The following is a 16,850-nucleotide window of genomic DNA, read 5'->3' on the forward strand; positions in this document are numbered from 1 at the left end:
CCACGAAAGGCATATTCATGAACTCCACATTAAACCTCGTCAACGTCACCCTGGAATACCCCGACGGGGACTCCACCCTCAAGGCCCTGGACGCGGTGGATCTCCGCGTCGACGCAGGTGAATTCTTTTCCCTCGTGGGGCCGTCCGGCTCTGGGAAGTCCTCGCTTCTGGCGGTGGCTGCAACACTGGTCCGGCCAGGTTCCGGGCTCGTCATCATCGACGGCACGGATGCCACCGGGCTCAAGGACACTGAACTCACTTCCCTGCGCCGGGAAAAGGTGGGCATCATCTTCCAGCAACCCAACCTCCTGCCCTCCCTGACCGCCGTCGAGCAGCTGATCATCGGAGACCATTTCCGGGGGAAGCCGGCCGCTAAGGCACGAAAGCGCGCTACGGAACTGCTCGACGTCGTCGGGCTCGGGACTTCACTCAACAAGCGGCCGCACCAGCTCTCCGGAGGCCAGCGGCAGCGCGTAAACATCGCGAGGGCGCTCATGGGCCAGCCCAGGGTGCTGCTTGTCGACGAGCCGACGGCTGCCTTGGATCACGAGCGCAGTGAATCGATCGTGCGGCTTCTGCGGCAGGTCACGGACGAATTCTCGACGGCGACCGTCATGGTCACGCACGACACCGAGTTTCTGCCGCTCACCGATTCGGTCGCGACCATGCGGGACGGGCGCCTCGGTTCCGGCGTACCCGTCGGCCCAACCAACTAGTCCCCACCGCCACCCAACTAGCTGTACTGCCCAGGGAGGTTGGTCAACCGGCTGAGGGGTGGTTTGTTCCCGGTGGCGGTGTGGGGCCTGTGGTGATTGTAGTAGTGGATCCAGGCCGGTAGGGCGTCGCGGCGTGCTGTTTCGGTGGGGTAGAACTTGGCGTAGGCCCAGCCGTCGTTGAGGGTGCGGTGGAACCGTTCGATCTTGCCGTTGGTTTGGGGCCGGTAGGGTCGTGTGCGTTTCGGTGTGATGCCCAGTTCCTCGCAGGCGTGGGTCCAGGCCTTGGAGACGTAGGCGGATCCGTTGTCGGAGAGCACCCGTTTGGTGGTGATGCCGCGGTCGGCGAACCAGGCCACGGCGCGGCGCAGCACGGCGATCGCGGTTACGGCCTTCTCGTTGTGGTGGATCTCGGCGTAGGCCACCCGGGAGTAGTCATCGATGACGGTGTGCACGTAGGCGGTGCCGTTGCGGGGGTGTTTGCCCGAGCGGGGCAGGCCGTTGCGGCTGGCTGAGGCCCGGGAGTTCTTCCCGCCTTCTTGCCGGCCGAGGTATCGGTGGCCTCCGCCGTCGGGGATGTTGCCGAACTTGGTGACGTCGACGTGGAGCAGCTCTCCCGGGGATTGGTGTTCATAGCGGCGGATTGGTTCGCCGGTCACCCGGTCGATGTAGCGCAGCCTGTTGATCCGGCAGCGGACCAGGACTGCGTGAACAGTTGACGCCGCGATTCCCAGCCTGCCGGCGATCTGCACCGGTCCCAGTCGTTTGCGCCACCGAAGTGCCACGATGCGTTTCACCAACGCCTGCGGTGTCCTGGCCGGGCTATGGTGCGGCCGTGAGGACCTGTCCTGCATGCCCGCGGCTCCGTGGTCGAGGTAGCGCTGGACCCAGCGCTTGGCCGTGGGCCAGGACACCATGAACATCTTCGCTGCCTCGGAGATCGTCCAGTGCTCGTGGACGACCAATTTGGCGAGCTTCAAACGGGTTTTTGAGGTCAGTGTTGCGTTAGCGTGGGACACGAAGGCCTCCTGGGTGAGCAGCGGTTCTTAGACAGCTCCACTCCACACCGGGAGGCCTTCGTCATGCCGGAAATCTATGCCGTGTTCTCACACGACTTCAACCAATGTCCCTGGGCAGTACAACTAGCTCGCATTAGATGTCGTTTTGAGCCCTCAAAACGACATCTTTTGCGAGTCAGTTGGCGAAGGCCGGAAGGGTCAGTCGCGGATCAAAGCGTCGTCCTGGGCATCGTCATAGGCATCGCGGGCCTTGAGAATGCTGGGCACGTGGTCCTCCGCCCAGAGACGCAAGAGGGTCAACGGCTCCAACAGGGAAGCTCCAAGCTCGGTCAGTTCATAGTCGACGCGCGGGGGCACCTGCGCGTGGACCGTCCGGGTGATGAGACCGTCGCGCTCCAGGGTGCGAAGGGTCTGGGTGAGCACCTTGGGCGTCACCACGTGGACCATCTTGCGAAGCTCGGAAAAACGGATGGGGCCGTCCGCGAGGACCTGGACCACCAACGAGGCCCATTTGTCGCCGATGCGCTGAAAGACCACTCGAGACGGGCAATCAGGGTCGAGGATGTTCGCCGGCAGGTCATTGGTATCCATGAGGTAACTAAGTTCCTTTGAAGCTCTCAGTATCAATTAGATACTGTTTTGATATTGCAAGGATAGCAACCCAAGGAGAGTCATGAAAATCGCAGTTTACGGCGCCACTGGCATGGTCGGAAGCCAGATCGTCAACGAATCCCTCACCCGCGGCCACGAAGTCACCGCCATCTCCCGCAAGGGTTCAGAGGTTGCCGGAGCGAAGGCCCTCGCCGCCGATCAAGCGGATGGCCAGAGTTTCGCGGCGATCGCCAAAGAGCACGACGCCGTCATCCTCGCCACCGGCCCGAGCCGCACCGGCGGTGACCACGGAGAATGGCTTGCGGCAATGGACACCGCCTACAGCAACGCCGAAGGCACGCGCCTGATGATCGTCGGCGGCGCAGGCACGCTGGAGATCGACGGCGTCCGCCTCCTCGATTCGCCCGACTTCCCCGAGGTCTACAAGGCCGAGGCCACCACCGCGGCCGCAGCTTTCGCCGCCGTCAAGGAAGCTCCCGAGAGCCTGGACTGGACCGTACTCGCGCCCGCGCCCGTCATCCAGCCAGGTGAGCGCACGGGAAAATACTCCACTGCCACGGATTCTCCTGCCGGCAACACCATCTCCACCCAGGACTATGCGGTCGCCATGTTGGACGAAATCGAAACTCCGGCCCACCGCCGCGCCCGTTTCACCGCAGCCAACTAACCCAACGCTCGCTCACCTATGACCGTCAATTTCCCAACGCTCGCTCACCTATGACGGCCCAACTCCGGACGCTCGCTCACATATGACGGCCCAACTCCGGACGCTCGCTCACCTCTGGATGAACACACGGATCCCTTGGATACCTGAGCGAGCGAGCGTCCGGGAAAATGGGCACATATGTGAGCCAGCGTCGAGGAAAAAAGGCAGATATGTGAGCGAGCGTCGGGGGAGGTTAACTGCCCAGGCCAAGCCCGGGTATCTGCAGTCTGAACATGTCCTTCAAGGCATATTTCGCAGCGTGATACCCGGGCATTCCTGTTACTCCGGGCCCTGGGGGCGTTGAGGATGAACACAGATACACCCCTGGAATCGGCGTCCGCCATGGCACCGTCGAAAACACGGGACGCTGCACCAATCCCCGAGGGTCCATCAGTCCTGCACTAAAGTCTCCGCCAACATAGTTCGCGTTGTATTCCGCCAAGCCTGCCGCTGTCATCGTTTTCCAGCCGATCACCACGTCGCGGAAGCCGGGCGCGAATTCCTCAATCCTGGAGATGACCGCCTCGGCCATGTCCACAGTCGATCCTTTGGGCACGTGGCAATAGGACCAGAGAATGTGCCGCCCGACGGGAGCGCGCCCGGGATCCACAATGGATGGCTGGGCAACGAGGATGTAGGGCTTCGCGGGATGTCGGCCGGCCGCTACCAGGTTCTCGGCCTCGGCCATGGCGCCACGCGTGCCACCGACATGGACCGTCCCGGCGGCGGTCAGACCTTGAGCTGCCCAGGGCACCGGCCCGGAGAGGATGAAATCCACCTTGCACGCTGCATTCCCGAACCGGAATGCTTCCAGCGACCGCCTATAGCGGTCGGGAATCGCCGAACCGGCCATACGCAGCAGTCCAGGCGGCGCAACGTCCAACAGGATGGCCTTCGCGGGGCGCAGCTCTTCGAGGGAATGGATCTGCACGCCGGTCTCAATCACTCCGCCGTGGGCCTCGATGTCCCGGACCATGGCCTCCGCTATAGCCACAGAGCCACCAACGGGAATAGGCCACCCGCCGGCATGAGCCAACGCCCCCAGGAGGAGTCCCGCCCCCGCGGCGGCGAGCGAAGGAAGCGGCCCCACAGCGTGCGCCGCGACCCCGGTCAGGAGTGCGGGAGCCGCTTCCCCCGAGAAGCGCCGGTTCCACCACGGCGAACCCTGCTCCAGGGTCGCCAACCCAAGTCGTAACGCCGCCACCGGATCGGCCGGGATCCTCAGCAGTTGGTTCTGCGTCACGTCCAGCACCCCGTCCAGCCGCTCCACCAGCGGTCCCATCAGGCGGGTGAAAGCAGATCCGTCAGGCCCTAGCTCAGAAGCGGTCCGCTCCAGCGAGCGATACGCGAGGGCTGCCCTGCCGCCGTCGAGCGGAGTTCCGTATTGGACTTCCGGCAAGCGCAGCTCCACGCGCCGCTCGAGTTCAAACTCCCGGAAGAAGCGCGAAGCCAGGGCCATCGGATGGACCGCGGAACATACATCGTGGACGTGCCCCGGTTTCAGCAGCTCAGCTGTCCGTGTTCCCCCACCGATCGTCTCGGCGGCCTCATACACCCGCACAGCCAGACCCGCCCGGGCCATGACTACCGCGGCGGCCAAGCCGTTAGGTCCGGAGCCGACGACGGCGACCTCAGCCATCGCGTTCGGCCTCGCTGCGTGGAGAGGCCACTGAGTCGTGGGAGGGTTTGGGCGTATCGAGCCCGGATTGCGCGTCTCGCGCGGACTCACCATCCGCGCCGTTCAAGGCATCGCGCCGCCAAGGCAGCACAGATGCCGCCGGGTTCTTGAGGTCAATCCGGAACCAATCCTCCGCGCCGTTGAACACGCCACCGTGGGGGTCGTCCACACCGTGGACCCGGAGGGGATCCAGGTGGGGTTCCCAGATGTCCCATGCAACCCTCAACATCAAATATGCCGTTGCGGTCGTGTGTAGCGTGACGGACATGACGTAGTACGGCATATCGATGTTGTTCTGCGCGGCTCCGCCACTGGTCGTCTGGCCCAGATACATCCACGTGGCGGTCCAATGCAACGCCTCGGCCGCCTGCCAGAGCAGGAAATCACGCCAGCGGGGTCTGGCCAAAGTCAGCAATGGCACCAGCCAAAGGACATATTGGGGCGAATAGACCTTATTGCTCAAGATGAAAGCTGCCACTATCAGAAATGTCAACTGGGCCAGCCGCGGGCGCCGCGGCGCTGTCAAAGCCAATCCGGCAATCAATACGCAGGCAATGAGGAACATGTCCATCGCCAGGGCATTGATGGTCTCCGGGCCAAGCTGGACCAGTTGAAGGCGTTCTGCGACGAGGTTGTAGGCGAACCACGGCGAGCTGTATCCAGCTGGGCGATCACGGGTGTAGTCGAAGAAGTAGCGCCAGCCGGCCGGGTTGGCGACTACGACCGGGACATTGACTGCGAGCCAGGCCACCGTGGCGGACAGGGTGGTCACAAACAGGACCCGCAGCCGGCCGCTGCGTAGCGCGAGTACAAAGATTGCGCCCAGTATGAGCAGCGGATAGAGCTTGGTCGCTGTCCCCAAACCGATGAACAGACCGGCCAGGACGGGACGTTCCTTTGCGAAGAAGTACATCCCCACCGCGAGCATCGCCACGGCCCACATGTCCCAATTGATGACTCCGGCCAGCACGATCCCGGGTGCCAGGGCCACCATGGCAGCGTCCCACGGCCGGCGCCGGTTGATGCGCACGGTGGCCAGGACCACCACGATCCACATGGCCGCAATCAGGGTCGCGTTCACGTCGAAATAGCCAAGGATCCGTTCGGGGCTGGCACCGTGCCCCGGTACGAGCCATGCAGTGACACCCGCAATCAGCCCCGTGATCACGGGATATTCGAACAGGGCTTTCTGATCGAAGATCGGAAACACGCCGTCCGCAAGGCCCCGGCTGCTGAAAAGTTCGGGGAAATCCGAGTAGCAGGTGGCGTAGAACTGCTGGGGAGTGTGCCAACCGTTAACGCGGCAGTAGCCCTTGATCAAGATCGACAGGAGTGCCGCAACGATCGTGAGGATAATCAGGACCCGTTCAACGGTGAAGAATCCCGGGGAGACGGCCCCGGGGGAGGACCGCTGCCCAAGAGGTCCTCCGATCAACTCGGTGAAGTTCCTGAGCAAGGAATCACTACGGCTGGGAACCACAAAGCGCGCACGCTTTTCCTGGCTGTGCGGCTTCGTCTCCTGCATGGAATCGAGCTTACCTTCAGGCCCGGCGATCAGGCTCCAGGAAGCCGCGGTGGACAGCCCCGCGCAGACCTCCCGCGTTAAGCCGACCTCCCGCATTAAAAGGCGGAAGCCCACGCATAGCCGCGTGGGCTTCCGGGGCGAACTGTCCGATGTGTGCCATCAGTCCCTCCTGAATTGCAGTGGTGGGGACACTCAGCGGATGATGCCCATTTGGTGCAGGACGACGTAGACGTCTTCCCGGCGTTGGTCCAGCAGTTGCCCGTTGAAGAGCGTCTTGTCTTTGACGACGGGCTTGCCGTTGAAGACCATCAGGTCCTTGAGGCGCTTGGCCAAGGGTTCACCTCCTTTCGTTTTGAAGAGAATTGCCGGAATTCGGGAATGACAATTAAGCCCACTGAATTCGAAGAAAACAGCGGCAGAATTAGGCATGTGACTGCCGGGCAAGGATGGGTGGATTAAGCGGATTTATCGAATGACCGTAAACAATACCGAAGCGTGGAGTTCCGGTACGTGGCATCCAAGGCAGCCGTCCCCAACAAGAAGCTGGTTCCGAACTATGAGGAAACTGCGCACCACGTCAATCGCGTGATACCGCTCAATGGCAGGCCCAACTCGGAGCCTGATTGCACCGTGAACTGCCCCAAATAATCAGGGGAGTAAGTACATCAGGGGGAGTTAGGCCGCAAAACGGCGTCGAGCAGCGAAGGCCGGGGTGCCAGCAACGGTCATCTTCCATCCGCTAGTCAAAGTAATCATTTTCCCAACCTCCTTTTCTGCTTTGGCCCTACCGCAGCTGACTGACTGGGTAGTGCACGCCTCAATCCCGGCGGATCGCTCTGGGATCAAAAATAAAGTTACACCATGAATCGCGCTGTTGACCAGCCAATTACAAACAATTTAGAAATTAATTCTTCCTACAGTCCCCAGCGAAGAATGGCAGGCGTCCGCTTGTCCCAACCCAAAGTGCAAACTTTGGCTGTCCCCAGGACAAAGTGGCGGCCTTCCCGGGCATCCAATTCAAGCCAGCGGGCCGTGAGGATGCGGGAAAAATGCCCGTGCGCCACAATCAGGACGTTGTCCATTCCAGACTCGAGGACGCGTGCAATGATCTTGTCGGCACGGGCTGCCACGGAGTCGAGAGTCTCGCCGTTGGGAACGCCGTCGAACCAGATGAGGTAGTCCGGGTTGTCCTTGCGGATGAGGTCCGAGCTGATGCCTTCGTAGTCGCCGTAGTTCCACTCCACAGCGAGCGGTTCATGAACGGCGTCGGGGAAGCCCGCCAACTCCGCGGTACGCCGGGCCCGGCGCAGCGGCGATGTCAGGACCATGTCGAAGTCGATGCCTTCCAAGATCTTGCGGGCTTCCACCGCCTGCTGTTCGCCTTCCACCGTCAAGGGAAGGTCCGTCAAACCGGTGTATTGGCCGCTCTTGGACCATTCGGTCTCCCCGTGACGCATGATCCAGAGCTGTGGCCGGGAAGGCTTGGCTGCAGGGTTCACTTCAGGACTCCTCTGGTTCGGCGGTGCCTGCTTTGGCATCGACGGCTGGTTCCGATGAAAGTTCGACGGCGGCCTCGGGTTGCCCGGCCCACCACGCCACGAGCTTGGACTCGGCATCCTCCTGGGACAGCGGACCGTTTTCCATGCGCTCCTCCAGGAGGAACTTATAGGCGCGACCAACCACGGGTCCGGGCTTGAGTCCCAGCAAAGCCATGATCTGCGCTCCGTCCAAGTCCGGCCGGATGGCATTGAGCGATTCCTGTTCGGCCAGGACCTCAATCCGTTGCTCAAGGTCATCGTAGGCAAAGGAAAGCCGCTCCGCCTTGCGCTGGTTACGTGTGGTGACGTCGGACCGGGTGAGTCGGTGCAGACGCTCCAACAAGGGGCCCGCGTCTGCCACGTAGCGGCGGACGGCGGAATCGGTCCAACCCGCGTCTCCGTAGCCGTAGAAACGCATGTGGAGTTCCACAAGCCGAGCCACGGCTTTGATGGTGTCATTGTCGAAGCGCAGGGCCTTCATGCGTTTTGCAGTCAGTTTGGAGCCCACCATGTCGTGGTGGCGGAAGCTCACCGCGCCGCCGGGTTCGAAACGGCGCGTCGCGGGCTTTCCGACGTCGTGCATCAGCGCGGCGAAGCGCAATACAAAGTCCGGGCCAGGCACCGGGCCGTCCGGGCCGGTCTCGAGCGACGCGGCCTGCTCCAGGACCTGCAGGGAATGCTGGTAGACGTCCTTGTGCCGGTGGTGCTCATCGGCTTCAAGGCGCAGCGCAGAAACCTCGGGCAGGACGAATTCGGCTAGTCCGGTATCCACGAGGAGGTCGATGCCCGCGCGCGGATGCGCACCATTAATCAGCTTGACGAGCTCCTCGCGCACACGCTCGGCGGAAATGATCTTGATCCGCTCGGCCATGCCGGACATTGCGAGGCGGACGTCGTCGTGCACCGCAACGCCGAGCTGCGCAGCGAAGCGGGCAGCTCGCATCATGCGCAGAGGATCGTCGGAAAATGATGATTCCGGTGCTCCCGGTGTTGCGAGGACCGAGGCATGGAGGTCGCGGACCCCGCCGAACGGATCCACGAGTTCCAGGGAGGGCAGCCGGAGCGCCATGGCATTGATAGTGAAGTCGCGGCGTAGGAGATCGTCCAGCAGCGAGGAGCCAAAGGCCACCGCCGGCTTGCGGGAATCGGCGTCGTAGGCCTCGGCCCGGTACGTCGTGATCTCAATCTGGAAGCCGGACTTCTTCATTCCGATCGTTCCAAAGGCGCGGCCGATCTCCCAGAAATTGTCGGCCCATCTCTTGATGATGGAAAGGGTCTGGTCCGGAGTGGCGTCAGTGGTGAAATCCAGGTCCGGCGAGACGCGGCCGAGGAAAAGGTCCCGCACCGGCCCGCCAACCAGCGACAGTTCGAATCCAGCGTCCACAAAACGCTGCCCGAGGTCCAGGACCACTGGATCCATCTGGAAATTAACTGAAGAACTGTCCAATACTTGCGCCATAGTTCCTTAAGCTTGTCAGATTTCGCTGCGCCATCCCACCGGATCCTTGTCATTGCGCTGCGATTGCGTGGCGGCGGCACCGGGATCACGGCCGAACGCCATCCGTACGTCACCGCGAGTCCATGTCCCGGTCATCACCAACGGGCAAGAGTCGTTAGAGTGGACTTCATGGCCAACCCGATCCCGAGTGCTCCTGGCAGGAGGACGAACGCACCATTGCCGTCGGCAATTGGTGCCCACGTCGCGCCCGCCCCGCACCCGGCCCAGGCGGCCCTTCCGACGGTGGAGGAAGTCTCCGCAGGCGGCGTCGTTGTAGACACGTCCGACGGCGAACTAAGGGTTGCGATCATTGCCCGCCTTAATAGGGGTGGCCGGCTCGAGTGGTGCCTTCCGAAGGGCCATCCGGAGGGCAAGGAAAACAACGAAGAAGCAGCCGTTCGCGAGATTGCCGAGGAGACCGGGATCGAAGGCAACGTCCTCGCTCCCCTCGGCAGCATCGACTACTGGTTCACCGTGAGCGGGCACCGGGTCCACAAAACCGTCCACCATTTCCTCTTGCGGGCGACCGGTGGAGAGCTGACCATCGAGAACGATCCCGATCAAGAGGCCATCGATGCCGCCTGGGTTCCCCTCCAGGAATTGGCCCGCAAACTGTCCTTTCCCAATGAGCGGCGTATCGCCGATCTTGCCCGGGAAGTCCTGCCCGAACACCTCTAACGCAGCCTTTCCCACCGCCTGACGCCGGTTTGACGCACCGGGCAGCCCGGCTCATGGGACGATAATGACAATGTCTGCCGCCAAAACAACCCAGTCACCCCAGTCCGGAGAAACACGTTCCAGCGCCGTCATGGCCGCGGGGACGCTCGTTTCACGGTTCCTCGGCTTCGCCAAAACCTGGATGCTTGGCGCCGCACTGGGCCTGGGATCGACGGTCAATGACACCTTCATCAACGCCAACAACCTGCCCAACCTGATCTTCCTCCTGGTGGCGGGCGGCGTGTTCAACGCCGTGCTGGTCCCGCAAATCATCAAAGCGAGCAAGGGCCCGGACCGCGGTGCGGACTACATCAGCCGGCTCCTGACCTTGGCCGTGCTGGTTCTCTTGACGCTCACGGCGCTGGTCACACTGGCTGCGCCGATGGTCATCGATCTCACTACGCAGGGCTATTCACCCCAGCAGAAATCGCTGGCCGTAACGTTTGCGTTCTATTGCCTGCCGCAGATCTTCTTCTACGGTTTGTATGCGCTCCTGACCCAGGTCCTGAACGCCAACGGCGCCTTCGGCCCCGCCATGTGGGCGCCGATCCTGAACAATGTGGTGGCCATCGCAGGACTGGGCATGTTCATCTGGATCCTCGGCGCCAACAACACCAACCCCCACACCTTGGACAATTGGGGGCCTTTCCAGACCTTCCTGATCGCCGGATTCTCCACTGTCGGCGTATTAGCGCAGACCGCCATACTCCTCGTCCCGGTGATCCGTCTGCGGCTCGGGCTGCGGCCGCGCTTCGGCTGGAGGGGCGTGGGACTGGGCCAGGCAGCGAAATTGAGCGTCTGGACGCTCCTGACCGCCGCCGTCGGGCAGCTCGCTTTCCTTTACGTCATGAGGATCGCGACGATTCCCGGTTCCGAGCGGCTCCGCCTGGAGCATGCGCAGGACCCCGCGGCCGCCACCCTCCCCGGTAACGCGGTCCTGGAAGTCGCAAGTCAGCTGTACCTGCTTCCGCACTCGATCATTGCGTTGTCGCTCGCCACGGTGCTCTTCAACCGCATGGCCCATGCCTCCCAGGCAGGCAACAAGGCCGAGTTGCGCGAGGCCCTTTCACACGGACTGCGGACCATGGCCGTCGCCACTGTCTTCGGGGCCCTGGCCCTGTTCGCCCTCGCCGGACCGCTGGGCATGTTCTTCTCCGGCGGGAAGCCCCAGGACGGTGTCATGCTCGCCCAGACGCTGACGATCCTCGCGCTGAGCACGCCGTTCATGAGCGCCAACTTCATGATGTCCCGCGTCTTCTACGCCAACGAGGACGCCCGGACCCCTTTCTACATCCAGCTCATGTTGGCCCTGCTCAACGTTGTGGGCGCGTTCATCATCCAGTTCCTGCCGGTGGGCCGGATCATCTTCGCGATCGCCGTCCTGTACACGCTCGGCAACATCCTTTCCGTGGTCATCAGCGTCTGGTTCCTGCGACGCCTCCTCGGCCATGTGGACGGCCCGCGGATCGCAAACTCGTACATTCGCATGGGTTACGCAGCCTTGGGCTCGGCGATCGCCGGCGCTTTGGCTCTGTGGCTCCTTGGCAGCTACCACGCTGACGGTTTCGCCTGGAGCAGCAGGCCTGCCGCTTTGGTGACGGTCGTCGTCGTCGGGCCCGTCATGCTGCTTGCGTATCTGTTCCTGCTGCGCGTCTTCCACGTGAGTGAGCTGCGCGATTTGCTCCGGCCGGTTCTCGGCCGGCTCGGCCGGGGCGTTCCAGTCGAGAAAACACCGTTCCCGAGCGGAAAACAGACCCCGACGGCGGTCCGCGCCACAGTGTCCGACGACACCGGGCTCATTCCGCGCATTTCGGGCGAGTTCGACGCAGCATCCTTCCGCGCCGGTCCCGCCTTGCAAACCATCCCCTCCAAGGACGGGTGGGATGGCGGCCACGATCCTGACCGCCTTGCCGATGGAGGCATTGCGGAAGGGAAGGACACAGTGGACGCTTGGTCCGACGTCGAGAAGTCATATCTGCCGGATGAGGACGTCCCCAACACCGCGCAAGGGGCCGCAGGCCGCCCAGGCATCCCGTTGCCTGGCCGCCGCACCTATCAAGGGACCCTGGGAAACAACCCCTATTTCCGTGGTGGACCCCGCCGCAAAAGGTGACGCATCCTCGCAAACCGGGAGCCGGAACGGCCCAATCAGCTAGGATCAGAAACTAATACAGGTAGTTGCAGACCACGGGTCACCCGGCTGGCCGGATCCCGTATTCAGGACCCGCAGCTTCCGGACAGTCATAGGAGGAACCCGTGTCCCACCCGATCGATGTCGGATCAGTGCTTGGCGGCCGCTACAAAGTCACAGCCACGGTGTTGACTTCGCACGACCAAGATCTGGTGCTCGACGGCGTGGACCAGGTGCTCAACAGACCTGTCAGCATCCTCGTGGCCGGCCCCGGAAACGCCGAGCAGGTCGCCAAAAGCGCCCGCGAGGTAGCCACTGGGGAACGGCCCGGCCATGTCCAGATCCTCGATCTCGGCGTGAGCGACAGCACCACGTACCTCATCACCAACCACAGCAGCGCTCCTGACCTGCTGGATCTCGTGGTGGCCACCAATCCGCCCTACGTCGAACCGTTCTTCACGGACACTCTTGGCAGCGAGATCTTCGGCCAGGCCAGGTCCCACGAACCCGAGACCTACGACGGACTGTACGACGAAGAAGAGCACGACGCCGAGTACATCAGTTACGACGAGGTCGAGCCCCATCCCGCCGGCGACTCGCGGCCGGGTGCCGCGGCACCTGCGGACCCGCGCCGCCCGGTGGTTCCTCCCATGCCTGCTGCCCGGCCCACGTCGGCCCCTGGGGGCATCGGTTCCCGCATAGCTGCTGCGGCAGCGGGAGCAGGGGCGGCTGCCGCAGCGGCCGCAGCCGCCGTAAAGGGTGCCGGAAAATCAACCAGCGGCGACGGCGAAGCCGCACCCTCCGGAAGGGCCGGATCCGCTTCGGCCGCCGAGTCTGCGACGTCGAACCGGACCGCAGAGTCGAACCGGACCGCTCCCCAGCAAATCCAGGCGGCGCCCGCCACGCAGGCTGTTCCGGCGTCCACCCCTCCGGCGCCCACCTCCGCGACCCCCTCCCAGGAATCCAAGGTCTCTCTCTGGTCCGAAGACGACTACGGCTTCGTTAACGAGGACGGCGGCGCACGCGGCGCGGGCGCTACTCGTGATGCGGCCGCCGCTACCGGCGGATACAGCCGAGGAGCATCGAGCTTCCCCTCCACCGCGCGTGAGCAAGCCGAGCCCCTCGACGAGGACGAATACTACGACGAAGAGCCAGTCCGCGAGCCCCGTTCCTTCCGTTGGCTCGTGGGTGGGGTCCTTGCCGCCGTGTTGATCGTCGGTTTGATTCTGGCTGTCACCAACCTCGGCAACCTCATCCCCGGTGGGACTCCGGCAGCCAAACAGTCCCCCACAGCGTCTCAAACGGTAACTGGACAGCCGAGCAGCAGTACATCAGCACCCCCGGTCGCAGCGCCTCCCGTCATTGATGGAGTTAGTCGGATGGGCGATTTCGAGTTCGCCGCGACCTACGACAAGGACCTGGTCAAGGCCTACGACGGCAACGCCGCAAGTTACTGGTCGGACATGGAGTTCGCCACCGCGGACTGGGGTGGACTCGCTCCTGATGGAGTTTCGCTGCTCGTCAAGCTCAAAGCCCCCTCACAAGTGACGTCCGTCACATTGAGCCAGTTGGGCGCGTCCGGTGGAAATATCAACGTTTACACCAACGACCGTCCGGCCATGGACGGCGCCAAATTGGTCGGCACCAACAGCTTCACTTCACCCGAGCTCACCATGCCGCTCAGTTCCCCTGTGACGGCCCAGTACGTCATCATCTCCATCAAGTCCCTGCCAAAGCTGACCGCGCCCAAGACGCGCTACGGCTTCGGCCTGCGGCTTGCGGAGATCAAGGTCCAGTAGTCAACGGCGGGAGTCCTGCGCTGCCAGAAGGTACCCTGAATGGTGGCGGATATTAGGGTCCCCGGGAACATCGGAATATTCCGCACCGCCACAGGGTTGTGCCATGTGGCCGGCCGCAAGGATCCGGTGCATCGACTAAGGAAGAGGTTCACCCACCAGTGAGCAACGCAGAAAACACCGCGTCCAACGTACGTGATGTCATCATCGTAGGCTCCGGGCCTGCAGGTTACACGGCGGCCGTCTACACGGCACGCGCCAACATGAACCCGCTGCTCATCGCCGGTTCCGTGACTGCCGGTGGCGAACTGATGAACACAACAGACGTCGAGAACTACCCCGGTTTTCCCGACGGTGTCATGGGACCTGATCTCATGGAGAACTTCGAAAAGCAGGCGGCACGCTTTGGGACCGAGATTCAGTTCGAGGATGTCACCGAACTGGACCTCGACGGCGACATCAAGTCCGTGACGATCGGCACGGGGGAGACCTTCAAGGCACGCGCCATCATTCTTTCCACGGGTTCGGCATACCGCGAGCTCGGCCTGGCAAATGAAAAGCGTCTTTCCGGACACGGCGTGAGCTGGTGCGCAACCTGTGACGGTTTCTTCTTCAAGGACCAGGACATCGCAGTGATCGGCGGCGGCGACTCTGCCATGGAGGAAGCACTCTTCCTCACCAAGTTCGCCAGGTCCGTCACCGTGGTACACCGTCGCGACAGCCTCAAGGCCTCCAAAATCATGGGCGACCGGGCCCAGGCCCACGAGAAGATCAACTTCGTCTGGAATACCGCCGTCGAAGACGTTATTGGCGGGGACAAGGTAACCGGCTTGAAGCTGAAGAACCTCGTCAACGGCAGCGAATCCGAACTCGCCGTCACCGGCGTTTTCGTCGCGATCGGCAACGATCCCCGCACAGAACTCGTCAAGGGAAAGCTGGAGCTGACCCCTGAAGGCACCATCGCCGTCGACGGCCGCAGCTCCAAGACAAGCATCAAGGGCGTCTTCGCCGCCGGCGACGTCGTGGATCCCACCTACCGCCAGGCCATCACGGCAGCCGGTTCCGGTTGTGTCGCGGCTTTGGACGTCGAGCACTATCTTGCAGACCTGCACGCCTAATCGGCACGGCAGCCATCCATTCGAAGGGAAAGAATTATGAGCAACGCTAAAAACGTTACCGACGCCAGTTTCAGCACCGACGTCCTGGCCGCTGAAAAGCCGGTCATTGTGGACTTCTGGGCGGAGTGGTGCGGCCCGTGCCGCAAGTTGGGTCCCATCCTCGACGAGATCTCGGTTGAGTACGGAGACAAGGTTGACGTCGTCAAGCTGAATGTCGACGATAACCCAGCCATCGCCGCTGAATACGGCATCACGTCTATTCCTGCGGTTTACCTGTTCAGTGGGGGAGAAGTGAAGAGCACGGTTATCGGTGCTAAGCCGAAGCAGTTCTTCGAAAAGGAATTTGAATCCGTGCTGTCTTAGGACGTCGGGCGCCGGTCTAGCGGTCGCGTCCGGTTCAGCCGGTGGTTCTCGCTCTTGAGCGAGGGCCGCCGGCTTTTTCGTGCCTCCGGGTACGCGGTCCTGGGGCTTCGTCCTCACGCAGCTAGTGGTGATGGTCGTGATTTCCGGGGGTATTGGCCGGCACATGGAGGGGCTGTTATTGGCTTCGCTTGGAGCCTGCTATTTGTGAACCTTTTTCATATTCAAAATAGACAATTCTTCTTGGTAACGGCCTAGACAGGCTTGAGATATCAGGCCGACCGGCGCCGGGCTTGGGATCAGCGCAACTGCAGGTAGGCATGGCCTGGAACACGGATGCGAGAACACCTCCGCAATGTCGATCCTTTTCAGTCGCGGTTGATGCCGGGGAGTTCACTCTAATGCGGCGTTTACGTGTTTGATGGCAAGGTGGAAGCAGTAGATTCTGCTGTTTCACGTGAAACAGTGCTGGCCGATCGTAGAGTTCCGAGTAGATCGAATTTCTGAAATCTGTTCCAGATGAGTTGCCGTGCACGCTCAGCAAGCGCGTCGTTTCACGTGAAACATGGCTACCTGCTTGATTAGTTTCGAACTGCACACTCGTGTTTGCGTCCAGTGGAGCCGAAAAGCGTCGACGCAGGCTGTTGGATGGTTTCACATGAAATCTCGGCAATCCTGCGCCCTCGCACGGATCGCGGGCACATGCCGAATTACCAGTGGGTACTGAGGCGACGCTGAACTCCGCCTGGATTCGGATCCATTGACTCCGCGAGCGATACCTCTTGCCGACTGCTTCCGGGTCGCCGCCGGTTTAGCGAAGATGCCCGGCCTTGACCAACACTCTCTGTTTAGCAGGGGAGTGCCCGCAGATGCTTCTCCGTGTCCCATGTTTCACGTGAAACACCGTCCCAACTGGAAATCCTAATCACGTGCTCATCGGCCCGGACTCGGTTCACGTGGTTACCAGCGTCCTTCACCACCGAGCAACCGCAGTCCGTGGTGAGGCGGGTTCCGCACGGCATAGCACTCCGGGGTTCCGGCTCTTGGGATTCGGAATCCGAGCAACATTCCTGGAGATAGCAGCTGAACGAATCACCCGCCGAGGTCCTCGCTTCCGAAATTTTGTCGTTAGAAGTCTGTCCAGGCTACGACGACGGTCGGGCACAGCTGCTTCGTCGCGCCATACCTCCACGCTGTCTTCCCGAAATGTGCGCCATGCAATTAATTTTGATTGTTTTATAATTTGCGATTGGGACTCCGTGCCATGAAATCCAGTCCACCATCCATGCAGGGACGCCGGCGGCTTACGAACGTAGTGATTCTTCCTTTAGGGCGGGCAGGTTAGGGCCAAAAGGCTGGATATTCATCGGGATGAGCCACCAATGCGCTGCGATTCGATAAGCGTGCCGAGACCTAGCCGTGGCATCTTGGCTCTGCAG

Annotated in this window: 14 protein-coding genes; 7 read left to right on the forward strand and 7 right to left on the reverse strand. The window is 62.2% G+C overall.

The genetic code is table 11. The features are described 5' to 3' along the window. Positions 1-17 precede the first annotated feature (17 nt). Positions 18-716 (forward strand): ABC transporter ATP-binding protein, encoded by a 699-nt coding sequence (locus LFT47_RS21235; protein ID WP_236813889.1) that lies wholly within the window; start codon positions 18-20, stop codon positions 714-716. A 17-nt stretch (positions 717-733) separates the two neighbouring features. On the opposite strand, the gene LFT47_RS21240 is transcribed toward LFT47_RS21235, so the two are convergent. Both LFT47_RS21240 and LFT47_RS21245 read right to left on the reverse strand, forming a co-directional pair. Continuing rightward, complete coding sequence (locus tag LFT47_RS21240; RefSeq protein ID WP_236812636.1) at positions 734-1,732, reverse strand: IS481 family transposase; 999 nt, start codon at positions 1,730-1,732, stop codon at positions 734-736. Between the two features lie 198 nt (positions 1,733-1,930). After that, positions 1,931-2,323, reverse strand: a complete 393-nt coding sequence (locus LFT47_RS21245; RefSeq protein WP_236813899.1) for a winged helix-turn-helix transcriptional regulator — start codon at positions 2,321-2,323, stop codon at positions 1,931-1,933. Between the two features lie 82 nt (positions 2,324-2,405). Here LFT47_RS21245 and LFT47_RS21250 point away from each other — a divergent pair, with 82 nt between their 5' ends. After that, complete coding sequence (locus LFT47_RS21250; RefSeq protein WP_236813901.1) at positions 2,406-3,011, forward strand: NAD(P)-dependent oxidoreductase; 606 nt, start codon at positions 2,406-2,408, stop codon at positions 3,009-3,011. A gap of 232 nt (positions 3,012-3,243) precedes the next feature. Here the strand turns inward: LFT47_RS21250 and LFT47_RS21255 are convergent, their stop codons facing one another. The 5 genes from LFT47_RS21255 to LFT47_RS21275 form a co-directional block, all read right to left on the reverse strand. Further along, positions 3,244-4,689, reverse strand: a complete 1,446-nt coding sequence (locus LFT47_RS21255) for a phytoene desaturase family protein (protein ID WP_236813903.1) — start codon at positions 4,687-4,689, stop codon at positions 3,244-3,246. Then, a complete protein-coding gene (locus LFT47_RS21260; protein WP_236813905.1) occupies positions 4,682-6,253 on the reverse strand; it encodes a glycosyltransferase family 87 protein in 1,572 nt (523 codons plus the stop codon). Before LFT47_RS21260 ends, LFT47_RS21255 begins: the two co-directional genes overlap by 8 nt. Positions 6,254-6,445: 192 nt before the next feature. Continuing rightward, on the reverse strand, positions 6,446-6,586 hold the full coding sequence (locus LFT47_RS21265; RefSeq protein ID WP_172465581.1) for a hypothetical protein: 141 nt from the start codon (positions 6,584-6,586) through the stop codon (positions 6,446-6,448). Between the two features lie 581 nt (positions 6,587-7,167). Next, positions 7,168-7,752 (reverse strand): histidine phosphatase family protein, encoded by a 585-nt coding sequence (locus tag LFT47_RS21270; RefSeq protein WP_236813907.1) that lies wholly within the window; start codon positions 7,750-7,752, stop codon positions 7,168-7,170. 1 nt (position 7,753) lies between these two features. Beyond that, positions 7,754-9,250, reverse strand: coding sequence for a CCA tRNA nucleotidyltransferase (locus LFT47_RS21275; RefSeq protein WP_236813909.1), 1,497 nt, complete (start codon positions 9,248-9,250; stop codon positions 7,754-7,756). 216 nt (positions 9,251-9,466) lie between these two features. Between LFT47_RS21275 and LFT47_RS21280 the strand changes: the two genes are divergently transcribed. The 5 genes from LFT47_RS21280 (at position 9,467) to trxA (ending at position 15,414) form a co-directional block, all read left to right on the forward strand. Further along, complete coding sequence (locus tag LFT47_RS21280) at positions 9,467-9,967, forward strand: NUDIX hydrolase (RefSeq protein WP_059388857.1); 501 nt, start codon at positions 9,467-9,469, stop codon at positions 9,965-9,967. 70 nt (positions 9,968-10,037) lie between these two features. Beyond that, positions 10,038-12,119 (forward strand): murein biosynthesis integral membrane protein MurJ, encoded by a 2,082-nt coding sequence (murJ, locus tag LFT47_RS21285; protein WP_236813911.1) that lies wholly within the window; start codon positions 10,038-10,040, stop codon positions 12,117-12,119. Positions 12,120-12,262: 143 nt separating this feature from the next. Next, a complete protein-coding gene (locus LFT47_RS21290) occupies positions 12,263-13,936 on the forward strand; it encodes an ABC transporter substrate-binding protein (protein WP_236813913.1) in 1,674 nt (557 codons plus the stop codon). Between the two features lie 158 nt (positions 13,937-14,094). Further along, positions 14,095-15,051 (forward strand): thioredoxin-disulfide reductase, encoded by a 957-nt coding sequence (gene trxB, locus LFT47_RS21295; protein ID WP_236813915.1) that lies wholly within the window; start codon positions 14,095-14,097, stop codon positions 15,049-15,051. Between the two features lie 36 nt (positions 15,052-15,087). Further along, the gene (gene trxA / locus LFT47_RS21300; protein ID WP_078107075.1) at positions 15,088-15,414 is read left to right on the forward strand and encodes a thioredoxin; all 327 of its coding nucleotides are present in this window, start codon (positions 15,088-15,090) and stop codon (positions 15,412-15,414) included. The last annotated feature ends 1,436 nt before the right edge of the window (positions 15,415-16,850 follow it).

The sequence above is a fragment of the Arthrobacter sp. FW306-2-2C-D06B genome (assembly GCF_021789175.1).
Lineage (GTDB): Bacteria > Actinomycetota > Actinomycetes > Actinomycetales > Micrococcaceae > Arthrobacter.